We start from the raw sequence: 14,656 nt of genomic DNA, 5'->3' as shown, positions 1-14,656 counted from the left end.
AAGATTTGCCCATGATCGGACGAATAAGTGGCCTGCTGGCCGAAAAAACCCGCCGGAGCTTCTGGTGGACTGCAATGGCGTCGGTTACGAGGTGCTGGTGCCCATGAGCACCTTTTACAACCTGCCCGGCCTGGGCGACAAAGTCAGCCTGCTGACCCATTTTGTGGTGCGTGAAGACGCCCAGATTCTTTACGGTTTTGGCTCGACCAATGAACGGGCGGCCTTTCGCCAGTTGATCAAGATTTCCGGCGTCGGCCCGCGCACCGCGCTCAGTGTGCTCAGCGGCATGAGTGTGGACGAGTTGGCCCAGGCCGTGACCAGCCAGGAAGCCGGCCGCATCATCAAGGTGCCCGGTATTGGCAAAAAAACCGCCGAGCGTTTGTTGCTGGAACTCAAAGGCAAGCTGGGCGCCGACATGGGTATCCAGGTCAATGTGGCCGACGATGCCCAGTCCGACATCCTGCAGGCGCTGGTGGCCCTGGGTTACAGCGACCGCGATGCCGCGCTGGCGTTGAAAGCCCTGCCCAAAGACATTGGTGTCAGTGACGGTATCAAGCTGGCCTTGAAAGCCCTGGCCAAATGAGCATTCAGACTGACGACTTCGATATGTCGGGCGTGCCGCCCACCAAACGCGTCATGTCGGCCGCACCGGCATCGCCGAACGAAGAGGCGATTGAACGCGCCTTGCGGCCCAAGCTGTTTGACGACTACGTCGGCCAGTCCAAGGTGCGCGAGCAACTGGAGATTTTTATCGGCGCGGCGCGCAAACGCGGCGAGGCCATGGACCACGTCTTGTTGTTTGGCCCACCCGGTCTGGGCAAAACCACGCTCTCCCACATCATTGCGCATGAGCTGGGTGTGAACCTGCGCCAGACCTCGGGTCCGGTGCTGGAAAAACCCAAAGACCTGGCGGCGCTGCTGACCAACCTCGAAAAAAACGATGTCTTGTTCATCGACGAAATCCACCGCCTGAGCCCGGTCGTCGAGGAAATTTTGTACCCCGCGCTGGAGGACTACCAGATCGACATCATGATCGGTGAAGGCCCGGCGGCGCGCAGCATCAAGCTTGATTTGCAGCCCTTCACGCTGGTCGGTGCGACCACACGCGCCGGCATGTTGACCAATCCGCTGCGTGATCGTTTCGGCATCGTCGCGCGGCTGGAGTTTTACTCCGCCGACGAGCTGGCCCGCATCGTCAGGCGCAGTGCCGGCCTGCTGAATGTGCCCATGGACACCGAAGGTGGTTTCGAGATTGCCCGCCGCTCGCGCGGCACGCCGCGTATTGCCAACCGCCTGTTGCGCCGCGTGCGCGACTACGCCGAAGTCAAGGGCACGGGCCAGATCACCTTGGCGATTGCCAACAAGGCCTTGGCCATGCTGGACGTGGACCCGCAAGGATTTGACGTGATGGACCGCAAACTGCTGGAGGCGGTGATCCACCGTTTTGACGGCGGGCCGGTGGGCCTGGACAACATCGCCGCCAGCATCGGTGAAGAACGCGACACGATTGAAGACGTGATCGAGCCCTATCTGATCCAGCAAGGTTTTTTGCAACGCACGCCGCGCGGGCGCATCGCCACCTTGGCGGCTTACCGGCACCTGGGCGTGACGGCACCGGCGAACCGGCAGGACGGCGGCTTAGACCTGTTTGTGTCCTGACGGGTTCACGGGCCGGGCGTGGCTGGCGATCAGGATTTGCGCCACGTAATAGGTGCTCAAGACCCACAACTGTGCCAGCGGTAGCGGCTGCACAAAACGGTTGGTCGCCAGCAAGGCGTCACTCAGCATGAAAAAGCCGGCACCCACGGCGACGGCGACCGAGGCCTGGTCGCGCAGCACCAGCGCGCGGCCTATGGCCTGCGCCGCCATCAGCGTGATCACCAGCACATAAGCCGCCACTGCGCCCTTGAGCAGCGGGCTCAGGTGGGGCCACAAAAATGCGTACATGGCCAGGCCGGTGAGCAGCGTGAGCCACAAGGTGCGGCGGCTGGGAAACCAGGCCACACCTTGCCGGAACAGGGCGATGAAAAACAAATGGGCGACCAGAAAGGCCAGCAGCCCGGGGATGAAATAACCGGGGAGCATCAACAACACGTCACCGGCCAGGCTGGCGGCCAGCGCCATCAAGAGGTATGCATCAAATCGGCCTCCAGCCCAGGTAGGACGAGCGCGAGCGGCTACCAAAATCATAGCGATCAGCAGGGTCAAGGGTTTGAACACCAGGTGCAATTCGCGCAAGCCCAGCGCCGCACTGGCCGTGGCCAGGGCGGCGGAGCTGATCAGCAAGACCTGCAAGATGCTGAGTCGGCCCTGCAGCAGGCCGCCCACACTCCACAAACCAGCCAGCAAGACCCCCAACCAGATCACACGCGGTGCCAAGGCCATGGCCTCGGCCTGCCAGAGGTAGGCGATCACACCCAGCAAGAGCAGCCCAAACTGCAAGGCGCCGAACCAGCGCACGCTGCGGCTTAGCGGTGGGTGAAAAACTTCCAGTTGGGTCATGTCAAAAGGCGGCTTGGGAAAACGCGCCGCCACGTCAGGCGGCCGCCAGCCCGGCGGCTTGAACCAGACGCGTAGTTTGTCGGCCCAGTTTTTCGCGTGCCAGCTGTCTTTGAGCAGGCTCCAGTAGACCTCGGTATTGGCCCAGAGCGGGTCCCAGCTGTTGAGCGGGCTGCGCGTGCCGTAAACACATTTTTCGTCTTCTTCCTTGAAGCTGCCGAACAAGCGGTCCCAGATGATCAGGATGCCGCCGTAGTTGCGATCCAGATAGCGGTCATTGACCGCGTGGTGCACGCGGTGGTTGGACGGCGAGCAGAACCAGCGGTCAAACCAGCCCAGCTTGCGCACATGTTCGGTGTGCACCCAGAACTGGTAAAGCAGGTCGATCAGCGCAACGCTGCCAAACAGCAGCGGCGGCACACCGGCCACGGCCATGGGCACATAAAAAATCCAGCCCAGCAGGGCGCCGCTGCTGGTTTGCCGCAAGGCGGTCGAGAGGTTGTAGTCCTGGCTCTGGTGGTGCACCACGTGGGCCGCCCAGAACACCGCAGATTCATGGCCGGCGCGGTGCAGCCAGTAATAACAAAAGTCGTAAAACACCAGCGCCAACAGCCAGCCGTACCAGTGGTTCCAGAACTCGGCGTTGGGAAACAGCGCGACCGATGAATAAATCGCGGTGTAAATGCCGACCCGCAACAGCCGTGTGAACACCGCGCTGAGCTGGCTCAACATGCCCAGACTCAGGCTGTTGACGGCGTCGTTCAGGCGGTAGGTGTTGCGGCCTCTGGCGTAGCCCCAGGCGAATTCAATCGCGATCAGCAGCAGGAAGAATGGGACGGCAAGGACGATGATCTGGCTTGAGCTCATCCCGCGATTCTGGCCTGACTCAGGTCAAGGTGCCTCTGGCATCAACCCTGATGATTTGTTTTCATAAGGTCCGACAGGCGCTCCTCAGCCAAAGCGCCTTGTCAAGCGCGTTGTGGGGTTTGAGTGCGGCTTCATGCAAACGCTGTTCTTCTGTTTTATCTCGTCGGATAAACTGGGACAGCCGGTTTATTCGACGATCTACATTACGTTAGGCGACAGCAAACACATGCTTCGCCGCTCTCGGCAGCAGAGAAGACTGCAGTCAGGCCCCGAAACCTTAGCCAACTTGACCACGTCCGATGAATGAAGCCGAACTTGTTGCAGGACTTTCAGCGACGCCGCAATACCGCTACGCGGATCGCCTCGGCGATCGCCTGTTCGTGGCTGGCCAGGTGCCTCTCGACTCCCATGGCCAATTGGTGGGCCCCCAGGACCCGAGCGCACAAGCCCTGCAGTGTTTGCGCAACTTAGAGCGGCTCCTCGCAGTACACGAATTTCAAGTCACGGACATTCGACAATTGGCCGTGTACGTGGTCGGAGATCAAGCAAGTCTCTCTGCGGCATGGTCAGCGGTCGCAGGTTGGTTTGGTGGCCAAGTTCCGCCAGCTACCTTGCTCGGTGTTGCCAGACTGGGCTACGTGGGACAACTCGTAGAGATTGACACCACAGTGATCAAGGCGTGAGGTCATCTCATCACGTGACGCCTAACCCTTCCATCGAGGGGATGCCTAAAAGGCTGCGCCTTTTAGGCATCCCTCATGTCAAACGGTAAAACTCACAAGGCTAGGATTCAGGCATGCGCGGCTATCTGTTTGCACTCACGCTGCTTCTTTGGGTATTGGTGGGGTCTATGTGGCTACTGCCGAGGAAGTTCAGACTGATGCGGCGCCTCGGCCACCTCACTCCGCAAGAAATCATCCAGCGGGGAAAGGATGGCGACGCCGAAGCGAAGATTTTGCATCGTGACTCAAATCGTTTCGTGATCGCCGGTCTCGTCCTTCTGTTACCCCAAGTTTTTCTCCGATATGTGTAAGAGTACGCGGAGTTCTAACAGGTCACTCAACGCGGACACCCAAGACGACTTGCCAGTTCCGCCGCCGGTCTTGGTTTCCGGTCACCTTCGACGTTAGCCATTTCTCTCCCCCATGCTCACTGACTCTTGGCTCAATCGCTGGCGATCTCTGGCCGTTATCCATGCCGGTGAAGGCCCGATGTTGGAGATGGGTCAAGGTGACGACACGGCTGCCCTCGTCGGAGCCGGCCTGGTGGTGGCGAGTTTTTCCTTGCACGACATCGGGTGGGAAGAGCCCCTGTTTATCGTCTAGCGCGTCCGGTAGGTACTGCGTTCAGGTCGTTTGTCCATGCGTAATCAGGTCAACGCGCCTCGGGCATCCACCCTGATGATTTGTTCGACCGTGCCGTGTTGCAGGCCGCCGCGCACGCCAAGCAGGTGGTCGTGCAGGTTCACCGTGGGGTCGCAGTGGCCGGGGATGAGCCAGACCGTGTCGCCCAGCGCCGGCAACGCCGCGCCGCGCAAAATGCCGTGTTCGTCGCCGCCGTTGGTGTACTCCAAGTCCAGCCCGTGCACCGCCGGCAGGCCGGAGTCGATGGCGTGGCTTTTGTGGCCGGCGTCCACCACCGCGTGGCTGGCACACACACTCATGACCTGGCTTTTGACAAACAAGGCGTGTTCAAACTGCGGCTGTGCCGGGTCGCGTTCGTTGCTGGCGTAGTCGCGGTCCATGAAGAGGTAAGAGCCGGCCTGCAACTCGCCATACACGCCGCTGGCAGTTTCCAGCGAGAAGGTGCCGGTACCGGCACCGGTGACTAGGGGTACGGCATGGCCGGCCGCTTCCAGTGCCGCTTTGGTGGCCTGTACATGGGCCACCACCTGCGCGATGCCGGCATGCCGGTCGCTGACGGCGCGGAAATGTTGGGCCCGGCCATGGTAGGCCTGCAAGCCGCCCAACTGCAGCGCCGGGTGTCTGGCAATTTCAGCCGCCAGCGGCACGGCGGCCGCACCGGGCGCCAGGCCGCAGCGGCCGTGGCCGACATCGATCTCGATGAAAACGCGGATCAGGGTGTGCTGGCCGTCTGCGGCCTGGGCCAGGCGTTGCAGGCCTTCGAGGCTGTCCACGGCGATGGCCAACTGGCCGCCCAGGGCTTGCAGCTCTTTGGCCAGTGCGACCACGCGTTTGAGCTTGAAGGGCGAGACCACCTCGTTGCTGATGTAGATGTTGTTCACGCCCAGTGCCGCCAGCGCTTCGGCTTCGGCGGTTTTTTGCACACAGACACCGACCGCGCCGTGGGCCATTTGCAACTTGGCCAGGGTGGCACTTTTGTGCATCTTGGCGTGGGGACGCAGCTTGACTTGGTGTTTGGCGGCAAAGGCCGCCATGCTGGCCAGGTTGCGCTCCATCGCGTCCAGGTCAATCACCAGCGCGGGTGTGTCGATGGCGGCAGCGGGTTTGCCCAGCAGGTCAGACAGCAAATACATCAGGTACTCGTTTCATCCAGAGGTTTTTTCAGGGCGGGCACGTTGTCCAGGTGTTGGGTGTCGGCCCAGCCGACCAGGGAAAAGCCCTCGGGCGTCCAGAGCAGGCGGTTGATGGCCGCATTGCCCAGCGCCCAGGTGCGCGCGGCCTGCAGCTCCAGCCGGGTGGCGGCGCGGTACAAGACATCCATCACGCCGCCGTGGCCGACCAGCACAATCAACTCGCCCAGATGCCGGGCGGCGAGTTTTTCGGCGGTGTTGACCACACGTTCACGCAACTGCAACAAGGATTCACCCCCGGCCGGGGCAAAGGCCGGGTCGCGGGTGCGCCAACGCATGGCTTGTTCGGGCAACACGGCTTCGATTTCGGCAAAAGTTTTGCCCTGGAACTCGCCAAAATGCCGCTCGCGCAAACCTTCTTCGGCGCGTACCGCCACACCGGTGGTCCGGCTGATGGACAACGCCGTGTCGTAGGCGCGGCCCAGGTCGCTGGCGTAAATCGCGGCAATCGGTTCTTCCGCCAGCGCCTGGCCCAAGCGGCCGGCCTGCCAGCGCCCGGTCTCATTGAGCCCGACATCGAGCTGGCCCTGGATGCGGGTGTCGACATTCCAGGTGGTTTCGCCATGGCGTATGGCCAGGACACGGGCGGCTTCAGTCATTTTTGAATCTCTATGCTGATCCGGCGCGGCCCGACCGGAGGGACAGGGAAGCCGCGCAAGGCAGCGTCCAGCATGGCGGCCAGCACCGGCACGCTGTCGCGCCAGGCTTCGTCGCTGGTGGCGCGGGTTTCGTAGACCACGCTGTTGCTGCGCAAGTCGCGCATCACGATGCTGAGTTCACGCCGATACAGCGGCGGCTCCATGCCGCCACCCAATGGAAAACCCAGGCCGAAACCGATGGAGCTGCCGCCGCTGCCTATACCGATGCCGCTGCCAATAAAAACATTGGGGTAGGCCGCGTAACCGCCGTCCCAGCGCGCGCGCGCCATGGGCAGGGTGCTGGCGCTGATCTGCACGCTCAAGCTGGCAACTTGCGGGTTGTGTTGCAGGCCGACCTTGGCCAGCGCGGTCTGGGCCAGGGTTTCCAGCTGGGCTTGCTGGAGATCGGCTTGTTGCTGTGAAGGCAGGCGCTCGAAGCGGTAGTTGACACCAGGCGCAGGCGGCGCGGGCGCCCAGCGGGCAAAGGCCGTGACCTCGCTGTCCACCATGCGGCTGGTGGCGCAGCCGCTTAACAGGCCGACCAGGCTTGCTGCAAAAAGAATAGCTGTCAGCGCACGTCGCATCAGGGCTACAGGCATTTTTGGCTTAAACCTAGGTGAGGGACACAACCGCCATGCCGGGCCGGGCGGGCTCGAAAAATTCTTCCACGTCGAAGGCCTTGTCGCCGTCCGGGTCCGGCATGCCGGTGCTGCGCAGGCCTTTGAAGTCGTGTTGTTTGCCGTCCATCAAATGTGAAGGCACGATGTTTTGCAACGAGGTGAACATGTTCTCGAGACGGCCCGGGAATTTTTTGTCCCACTCGCGCAGCATGTTGCCGACCTGCACACGTTGCAGGTTTTGCTGGCTGCCGCACAAGGTGCAGGGAATGATGGGGAAGTCGCGCACCTGGGCCCACTTGATCAGGTCTTTTTCGGGCACATAAGCCATGGGCCGGATCACCACATGTTTGCCGGTGTCGCTGACCAGCTTGGGCGGCATGCCCTTGAGGCGCGAGGCAAAAAACATGTTCAGGAAAAAGGTCTGCAACATGTCGTCGCGGTGGTGGCCCAGCGCGATTTTGGTCGCGCCCAGCTCTTCGGCCACGCGGTACAAAATGCCGCGGCGCAGGCGCGAACACAGCGAACACATGGTTTTACCCTCGGGGATCACCCGTTTGACAATGCTGTAGGTGTCCTGTGTTTCGATGTGATACGGCACACCGAGTTGCTCCAGGTATTGCGGCAGGATGTGGTCGGGAAAACCGGGTTGCTTCTGGTCCAGGTTGACAGCGATCAGTTCGAAGTTGATGGGCGCACGTTTTTGCAGCTTGAGCAAGATGTCCAGCATGGCGTAGCTGTCCTTGCCGCCCGAGACGCAGACCATGACCTTGTCGCCTTCCTCGATCATGTTGAAGTCGACAATCGCGCGGCCGACTTCGCGGCACAGGCGTTTTTCCAGCTTGTGTTCTTCGCGTTCTATCTTCAGGCCGGCTTTGGCGGTCGTTGCGGTGTCTTCGTTGGTCAGGTCGTTCATCACTTCTTCATTCAATACAGCGCTCATGGCTTTACCCCAGGTTGGCGGCGGTGGTGGTTTACCACTGGCCGGTCTCGACGCGAATGGCGACTTCGCAGTCTTCAAAAATTTCAAGTTTGGCAATTTTCACACGCACCCCCAACACGCCGGGCAGCAGCATCAGGCGGTGCGCCAGCTTGCCGATCAGGCTTTCCAGCAGGTTCACATGGTCGGCCGTGCATTCGTTGATGATGATCTGGCGCACCTTGCGGTAGTCCAGCACATGGTGAATGTCGTCGTCGCTGGGCAGCAGGGGCTGGGTGCCGAGGTTGAGCTCGGCATCGACCTGAATCGGCTGCGGCGCGCTTTTTTCGTGATCCAGAATGCCCAAGTTGGCGTCAAAGCGCAAACCATTGAGTGTCAGGATCTGGGTGCCCCGGGTGTTGAACATGATGGCTGGCCGTTGATGGTGGGTGTGTGGGGACGCGCGCTCACATCAGTGAGAAGTCGCGCTCGAATTTCATCAGGTGCTGGCCGCCGTCCACCAGCAGCGTGGTGCCGGTGATGGAGCTGTTTTCCAGCGCAAACTTGACGGTGGCGGCCACATCGGCCGGACTCGACGAACGGCCCAGCGGCGACAACTGGTGCAAGGCCTCAAACTTTTCCTTGCTGAGCAAATGGCTGGTCAAGGTCAGTCCCGGCGCCACACCAACCACCCGCAGTTGCGGCGCCAGGGCGATGGCCAGCATGGTGTTGGCCGCTTCCAGCGCGGCCTTGGACAAGGTGTAACTGAAAAAATCGGGGTTCTGGTTCCAGAGTTTCTGGTCCAGCAGGTTGACGACCGCGCCGGTCGTGTGGCGGGCGCTGACATGCGCATGCAGGGCCTGGGCCAGCAAAATGGCGGCGCCGGTGTTGCTGCGCATGTGTTTTTCCAACGCCGCAAAACCGAAACTGGCGGCGCTGTCGTGTTCAAAGGTGGAGGCGTTGTTGACCACCGCATCGACTTGGCCGAAGTGGCTTATCACTTGCGGCAACAGGGCGCGAACTTCCGTTTCATCGTCCAGATTTGCACGGAAATGAGCTGCAGCCCCCGTCAGTCGGGCGCAGTCAGCTACGGTTTTGAGAGCGTCGGCTTCCGACGCCCGGTAATGCACGGCAACCCGCCAGCCGCCGGCAGCCAGCGCCAGCGCGATCTCGCGGCCCAGCCGCTTGGCGGCGCCGGTGACGAGAACAACAGGGGCGGGGGACGCTGGTTTCATGCGGGTGGGGGTGGATCAGGCTGGGGACGGGGCAATCGCCGACAATCCGGGGGTGAGTACCCCGACCATGACGACACCCCCTAGTTTAACGAGCACCCTGGCCGCGCACATCCGCGGGGCCATTCACGCCGCCGGCGGCTGGATAGCCTTTGACCGCTTCATGACCCTGGCCTTGTACACCCCCGGCTTGGGTTATTACGCGAATGATTCGCGCAAATTCGGCTGGATGCCGGCCTCGGGCAGCGATTTTGTGACCGCGCCCGAGCTGTCGCCGCGTTTCGGCCAGGCCCTGGCCCGGCAGGTGGGGCAGGCCTTGCAGGCCAGCGGCACCCGCGAGGTCTGGGAGTTTGGTGCCGGTTCCGGCGCACTCGCGCTGCAAATTCTGGAGGCGCTGCCAGAGATCCAGCGTTACACCATCGTGGATTTGTCCGGCAGCCTGCAGGCGCGCCAGCGTGAACGTCTGGCCGCCCACGCCGACAAGGTCAACTGGGTCAGCGAACTGCCGGCGCAGATGACGGGCGTGGTGGTGGGCAACGAGGTGCTGGATGCGATGCCGGTGCAGTTGCTGGCGCGCACGGACGGCGCTTGGTACGAACGTGGCGTGGCCGTGGTTGAAGAGGCTTTTGTGTGGGCGGACCAGCCCACCGAGCTGCGACCCCCCATGGAGGTCGAAGGCGAACACGACTACCTGACCGAAATCCACCCCCAGGCCCAGGCTTTTGTCGCCACCCTGGCCGACCGGCTGCAGGCCGGCGCGGTGTTTTTGCTGGATTACGGTTTTCCCGAACACGAGTATTACCACCCGCAGCGCCACATGGGCACCGTCATGTGCCACCGCGGCCATCTGGCCGACGCCGATGCGCTGCAGGACGTGGGCGAAAAAGACATCACCGCCCATGTCAACTTCACCGGCATCGCCCTGGCCGGCCAGGACGCCGGTCTGCAGGTGCTGGGTTACACCAGCCAGGCGCGGTTTCTGCTGAACTGCGGTGTGCTGGACGGCATGGAAGACGTGCCGCTGACTGAACGTGTGATGGTGCAGAAACTCATCAACGAACATGAGATGGGTGAGTTGTTCAAGGTCATTGGCTTTGTGGTCGATTCGGCGGAGCGACCTTGGAGTGGGTGGCAGGGGATGGGGTTTGCGGTGGGGGATAGATCGCATACCTTGTAGGGATACTTGCTGGCGTCACGCTGCTGACGCGGTTCGCCTGAGACAGTAGGCGTGACTCCCCACTCCCACCCCTAACCCCTCCCTCGCCCCGCTGGGCGATGGAGGGGGACTTCATTTGGCTACGTGTGCTGCGCCCGCGTGCTTGAATCACAGTCCCGTAAGACTAACGAGGACGCGCAAAGCGCGTTCTCGTTTCCCTGATCTTCACCCCCTTCTGTCTGCGCCGAGGAGCGCAGGGCCAGGCGGATCAGGGCGAGCGATTGTCTGAGCCGCAGGCGAGTTCGAGCTCGACCCCGACTGGACCGAGCACCGCAGGTTGCCCCGAAGCGCAGCGAAGGGGACGCAGACAGCGGGGTCGCCTTTTCTTTGCTTACTTTCTTTTGGCGAAGCAAAAGAAAGTGAGTTGCCGCCGGGCAACCCCCGGCATGCAGGCAGACCACAACACAACAGCTCAGATCAACAGTCGATCCACCTACACTAAGCCCATGATTCGCTGGATGCTCGTGATTTCCCTGGCGCTGATCCTGATCAGCTGGTTTACGCCCTTGTTGCACAAACTGGGCTTTGGCAAGCTGCCGGGCGATTTTCGTTTCAGGCTGTTCGGCCGCGAGTGGTTCATCCCGCTGACCACCACCCTCATTCTGAGCATGCTGGCCGGCGTGGTCAGCAAGCTCATCTGATCGGGGCTTAACGCACCTTTTGCCCGGTGGCAACGTCCACCACGGAGCCATCGGCGAGGTTGATGCGATAGAACTCGCGCAACACATTGCCGGAGAAGGCCAGCTCGACGATGGACACGTTCTGGAACGAGGTTGTCATGCCTTCAGGCAAGACCTTGTTGAAGTCGGCGGCGACCTGGTTCATGCCGGCCTGCACTTGCGGCGTGAAACGCGCCATGCTGTAGACCAGGGTGTTGTGCGGGTTGTGCGAGCGCAGTTCCTTGCCGTCCTTGATCACGTTGACGCCGCTCACGCCCACGCTGCGCACCAGGTCCTTGCCGGCCTCGCCCATTTTGGCGAAGACCGGACCGGTCACGCGGGGCAGCGGTCCGTCGCGCAGCGGTGCAAACGCGGCCGTGGCGCGGGTGTTGAAGCTCATCATGTCTTCATACGCCTGGCCGGTCTTGACGATGCCCAGGTCCAGCCACCAGGGATGGCCGGCGTCTTTGGCGGCTTCGGTGGTGTAGAAGTTTTTCAGCACCACGCCGTTCATCACAGGCGGCAGCGCCGGCAAGGCCTTGAGCATTTTTTGCGGCGTCGTCGGGTCGGCACTGTGGATATGCACCACGGTGACGTGTGGCAGGTTGAAGGTCTGGGCTTCGGCGTCCAGACCCATACGCACCAGGTGTTGCTGCAGCGGCGTGGTGATTTTGGCTTCCATCACATCAACCACGTCCTTGGGCAGGCGGTAGACCAGGCCGTAGGTGGCCGTGTGTGGGCGAAACGCAGGCTGCGCCAGCGCGCTGTTGTCGATGGCCGCCGGCGCTTGTGCGGGGCTGGCGACGCAGGCGCCCAGCAGGGCGAGGGATGCGGCGGCCGACAAGGCGGCGCCCAGTCGGCGCCAGGGGGCGTGTTTGGTTGTCGAGGTCATGGGTTTTATTCCGCTTGTTGGGATGTTGAAAGATTTTTGTCGCCTCCGATGCCGCGTGCGCCACGGTGATGCCGTTACACCCGGGATCGGTTCTATGTGTTTTCGGTACCAAACGGTAACCGTCACGCGTGACCGGCGCATGACAGCCTGTGGCCTAAACTGGCACCATGACTCTGCTGGCGCCTCGCAACCTGAAAGAACCTTTTCCATGAAGGCTTGTATCGACATAGGCGGCACCAAGGTGGCCGTCAGCCTGAGCAGCGGCGCCGGCCTGGAACTGCTGGCGCGGCGCAGCGAGCCCACAGCCATGACCGGCAGCAACGACGCGCTGGCGCGGCAGGTGCTGCGCATGGTGGACGCGGCCTGTGCCGAGGTCGGCATCGCGCCCGAGGCCGTGTTAGGCGCGGGGGTGTCGTCCTGCGGTCCTTTCACGTTGCGTGATGGCCTGGTGGAGGTGGCCGCTCCGAATATCTGCGGCGGCCTGGCCGGCCCGGCGCGCGGCCTGCCTAACAACTGGACCAGCGCCTTGCTGGAAGCGCCGCTGCGCGAACGTTTCAGCGAACTGCGGATTGAAAACGATGGCATCGCGGCGCTGGAGGCCGAGCGCCGCTGGGGCGCGCTGCAGGGCTTTGCCCACTGCGCCTACGTGACCTGGAGTACCGGCATCGGTGTCGGCCTGTGTGTCGACGGCCGGGTGCTGCGCGGCAAAAACGGCAATGCCGGCCATGCGGGCCACATGTTTGTCAGCGACAACAAGGACGCCTTGTGCGGCTGCGGCAACATCGGTGACGTCGAGGCCCTGGTTGCCGGCAACGCCTTGCCGCGGCGGTTTGCGGCGCTGGGCTATGCCGATTCTGCTAGTCTTTTGATAGCCGCTCGCGCAGGTGATGCGGGGGCTGTGGCTACGATTGATGATGTATGCCGGGTCATGGGCCGGGCCTTGTACAACCTGGTGGTGACCTTGGACCTGCAGCGCATCAGCCTGGGCGGCAGCGTGTTCTGGCACCACCGTGATTTTTTGCTCCCGCGCCTGCAGGCCCAGATCAGCGGCAAGCTAGCGGCACTGACCGATGGGTTTTTGCTGGTGCCCGCCGGGCTGGAGGACAAGGTGGGTGACTACGCGGCGCTGGCGCTGGTGCTCTGACGCAGACGCAAACTAGCTGGTGCCAACGCCGGACAAGGTGTTTAAAAAAGCCTTGCGCCACCAATGCACGTCCTCGCTGCGTATGCGGGCCAGCAGTTTCTGGTGCCGCGCCTGGCGCTCCTGCAGCGGCATGTGCAGTGCGATCTGTATGCTTTCGGCCGTGCCGTCGGTGTCGTAGGGGTTGACCAGCAAGGCTTCCTTGAGCTGTTCGGCCGCACCGGCAAAACGCGACAACACCAGCACGCCGGGGTCGGCCGGGTCTTGCGCGGCGATAAATTCCTTGGCCACCAGGTTCATGCCGTCGCGCAGCGGCGTGACCAAGGCCACTCTGGCCACGCGGTACAAGCCGGGCAGGCGTTTGCGTGCGACGTTGCGGTGGATGTAACGCACCGGCATCCAGTCCAGCTCGCCGAAGTCGCCGTTGATGGAGCCGCACAGGCTTTCCAGTTCCTGAAGCAGATCGGCATAGGTGTGCAGGGCCTCGCGGCTGGGTGAGGCGATCTGGATCAGGGTCGCGCTGTTGAGGTTTTCCGGGTACTTCTGCAGCAAGCGGCGAAAGCTGCGCAGGCGCTGCGGCAGGCCCTTGGAATAATCCAGGCGTTCCACGCCCAGCAACAGGCGGCGGCGCGAATATTCTTCCTTCATGCGGTCGTACATCTCGCGGGCGTCCTTGCCATGGGTCAGGGCCGCAAATTCATCGACGTCGATGCCAATCGGAAAAGCCTGGGCATGCACGGTGCGCCCGAAGGCGCGGAACTGGTGCTGGTCCAGCACCTCGGCGCCGGCCTCCTGGCCGACATAACGCGAGAAGTGGTCCACGTCCGACTGGGCCTGAAAACCCAGCAGGTCATAAGCAAACAGTGAGCGGATCAGCCACTCATGTTGCGGAATCGCCGCCAGGATCAGCGGCGGCGGCAGCGGAATGTGCAGAAAGAAACCGATGCGATTCTGGCAACCCATGGCCCGCAACTCGGCGGCCATGGGGATCAGGTGGTAGTCGTGCACCCAGATGATGTCGTCGGGCCGCAGCAGCGGCATCAGCTTGCGCGCCAACAACTGGTTGACACGCCGGTAACCGCCCACAAAACCGGCGTCAAAGTCGGCCAGGTCCAGCCGGTAATGAAACACCGGCCACAACACGCCGTTGCTGTAACCCAGGTAATAGCTGTCGTGGTCTTCGCGGCACAGGTCCACCGTGGTCAGCGTGACGTTGCCGGCCTGCTGGGTGTGCACCTCGCCTTCGCCCGGTGTGCCGTCCTCGACCACAGTGCCGCTCCAGCCAAACCATAAACCGCCATTAACCGCCAAGGCGTCGCCCAGCGCCACCGCCAGGCCGCCCGCCGCTGCCGCCTTGCGCGGATCGGCGACACGGTTGGAAACCACCACCAATCGACTCATAGTGCACCACCGATGCTGATG

At 62.4% G+C, this 14,656-nt stretch carries 16 protein-coding genes and 1 pseudogene; 8 read left to right on the top strand and 9 right to left on the bottom strand.

Annotated elements, in window-relative coordinates:
• Positions 1 to 11 precede the first annotated feature (11 nt).
• Positions 12 to 583: pseudogene (ruvA, locus tag ACHMXK_RS20095) on the top strand (Holliday junction branch migration protein RuvA).
• Positions 580 to 1,659, top strand: coding sequence for a Holliday junction branch migration DNA helicase RuvB (ruvB, locus tag ACHMXK_RS20090; RefSeq protein ID WP_397442290.1), 1,080 nt, complete (start codon positions 580 to 582; stop codon positions 1,657 to 1,659). Before ruvA ends, ruvB begins: the two are co-directional and overlap by 4 nt.
• On the opposite strand, the gene ACHMXK_RS20085 is transcribed toward ruvB, so the two are convergent.
• Complete coding sequence (locus ACHMXK_RS20085) at positions 1,639 to 3,366, bottom strand: lysoplasmalogenase family protein (RefSeq protein ID WP_397442289.1); 1,728 nt, start codon at positions 3,364 to 3,366, stop codon at positions 1,639 to 1,641. The genes ruvB and ACHMXK_RS20085 overlap by 21 nt on opposite strands.
• Before the next feature lie 299 nt (positions 3,367 to 3,665).
• On the opposite strand from ACHMXK_RS20085, the gene ACHMXK_RS20080 reads away from it, so the two are divergent.
• From ACHMXK_RS20080 to ACHMXK_RS20070, 3 genes are all read left to right on the top strand, one after another.
• A complete protein-coding gene (locus tag ACHMXK_RS20080) occupies positions 3,666 to 4,049 on the top strand; it encodes a RidA family protein (RefSeq protein ID WP_397442288.1) in 384 nt (127 codons plus the stop codon).
• 113 nt (positions 4,050 to 4,162) lie between these two features.
• Positions 4,163 to 4,399 carry a hypothetical protein gene (locus tag ACHMXK_RS20075; protein WP_397442287.1) on the top strand — a complete coding sequence of 79 codons (237 nt, stop codon included), beginning with the start codon at positions 4,163 to 4,165 and terminating at the stop codon, positions 4,397 to 4,399.
• Between the two features lie 112 nt (positions 4,400 to 4,511).
• The gene (locus tag ACHMXK_RS20070; RefSeq protein ID WP_397442286.1) at positions 4,512 to 4,691 is read left to right on the top strand and encodes a hypothetical protein; all 180 of its coding nucleotides are present in this window, start codon (positions 4,512 to 4,514) and stop codon (positions 4,689 to 4,691) included.
• Between the two features lie 44 nt (positions 4,692 to 4,735).
• Here ACHMXK_RS20070 and ACHMXK_RS20065 read toward each other — a convergent pair whose 3' ends face one another.
• From ACHMXK_RS20065 to ACHMXK_RS20040, 6 genes are read right to left on the bottom strand one after another with little or no spacing between them, the layout of a single operon-like run.
• Positions 4,736 to 5,863: a DSD1 family PLP-dependent enzyme gene (locus ACHMXK_RS20065; RefSeq protein WP_397442285.1), complete on the bottom strand. Its 1,128-nt coding sequence runs from the start codon at positions 5,861 to 5,863 to the stop codon at positions 4,736 to 4,738.
• On the bottom strand, positions 5,863 to 6,519 hold the full coding sequence (locus tag ACHMXK_RS20060; protein ID WP_397442284.1) for a histidine phosphatase family protein: 657 nt from the start codon (positions 6,517 to 6,519) through the stop codon (positions 5,863 to 5,865). Before ACHMXK_RS20060 ends, ACHMXK_RS20065 begins: the two co-directional genes overlap by 1 nt.
• Positions 6,516 to 7,157 carry a DUF4136 domain-containing protein gene (locus ACHMXK_RS20055; protein ID WP_397442283.1) on the bottom strand — a complete coding sequence of 214 codons (642 nt, stop codon included), beginning with the start codon at positions 7,155 to 7,157 and terminating at the stop codon, positions 6,516 to 6,518. Before ACHMXK_RS20055 ends, ACHMXK_RS20060 begins: the two co-directional genes overlap by 4 nt.
• A 13-nt stretch (positions 7,158 to 7,170) precedes the next feature.
• Entirely contained in the window at positions 7,171 to 8,091 is a 921-nt protein-coding gene (ttcA, locus tag ACHMXK_RS20050; protein WP_397442572.1) for a tRNA 2-thiocytidine(32) synthetase TtcA, read from the bottom strand.
• A 58-nt stretch (positions 8,092 to 8,149) separates the two neighbouring features.
• Positions 8,150 to 8,521, bottom strand: coding sequence for a dihydroneopterin aldolase (locus tag ACHMXK_RS20045; protein WP_397442282.1), 372 nt, complete (start codon positions 8,519 to 8,521; stop codon positions 8,150 to 8,152).
• Between the two features lie 40 nt (positions 8,522 to 8,561).
• Positions 8,562 to 9,329 (bottom strand): SDR family oxidoreductase, encoded by a 768-nt coding sequence (locus ACHMXK_RS20040; protein ID WP_397442281.1) that lies wholly within the window; start codon positions 9,327 to 9,329, stop codon positions 8,562 to 8,564.
• A gap of 67 nt (positions 9,330 to 9,396) precedes the next feature.
• On the opposite strand from ACHMXK_RS20040, the gene ACHMXK_RS20035 reads away from it, so the two are divergent.
• Together ACHMXK_RS20035 and ACHMXK_RS20030 are read left to right on the top strand one after the other, a co-directional pair.
• A complete protein-coding gene (locus tag ACHMXK_RS20035) occupies positions 9,397 to 10,503 on the top strand; it encodes a class I SAM-dependent methyltransferase (RefSeq protein WP_397442280.1) in 1,107 nt (368 codons plus the stop codon).
• 485 nt (positions 10,504 to 10,988) lie between these two features.
• A complete protein-coding gene (locus ACHMXK_RS20030; protein WP_397442278.1) occupies positions 10,989 to 11,183 on the top strand; it encodes a DUF2905 domain-containing protein in 195 nt (64 codons plus the stop codon).
• A gap of 7 nt (positions 11,184 to 11,190) precedes the next feature.
• Here the strand turns inward: ACHMXK_RS20030 and ACHMXK_RS20025 are convergent, their stop codons facing one another.
• Positions 11,191 to 12,093: a hypothetical protein gene (locus ACHMXK_RS20025; protein WP_397442277.1), complete on the bottom strand. Its 903-nt coding sequence runs from the start codon at positions 12,091 to 12,093 to the stop codon at positions 11,191 to 11,193.
• Between the two features lie 208 nt (positions 12,094 to 12,301).
• On the opposite strand from ACHMXK_RS20025, the gene ACHMXK_RS20020 reads away from it, so the two are divergent.
• Complete coding sequence (locus ACHMXK_RS20020; RefSeq protein ID WP_397442276.1) at positions 12,302 to 13,237, top strand: ROK family protein; 936 nt, start codon at positions 12,302 to 12,304, stop codon at positions 13,235 to 13,237.
• A 12-nt stretch (positions 13,238 to 13,249) separates the two neighbouring features.
• Here the strand turns inward: ACHMXK_RS20020 and otsA are convergent, their stop codons facing one another.
• Positions 13,250 to 14,635: an alpha,alpha-trehalose-phosphate synthase (UDP-forming) gene (otsA, locus tag ACHMXK_RS20015; protein WP_397442274.1), complete on the bottom strand. Its 1,386-nt coding sequence runs from the start codon at positions 14,633 to 14,635 to the stop codon at positions 13,250 to 13,252.
• Positions 14,636 to 14,656 lie beyond the last annotated feature (21 nt).

It is taken from the genome of Polaromonas sp. UC242_47 (assembly GCF_044452385.1).
Taxonomy (GTDB): domain Bacteria; phylum Pseudomonadota; class Gammaproteobacteria; order Burkholderiales; family Burkholderiaceae_C; genus Polaromonas.
This window is presented reverse-complemented; position numbering and strand designations above follow the sequence as displayed.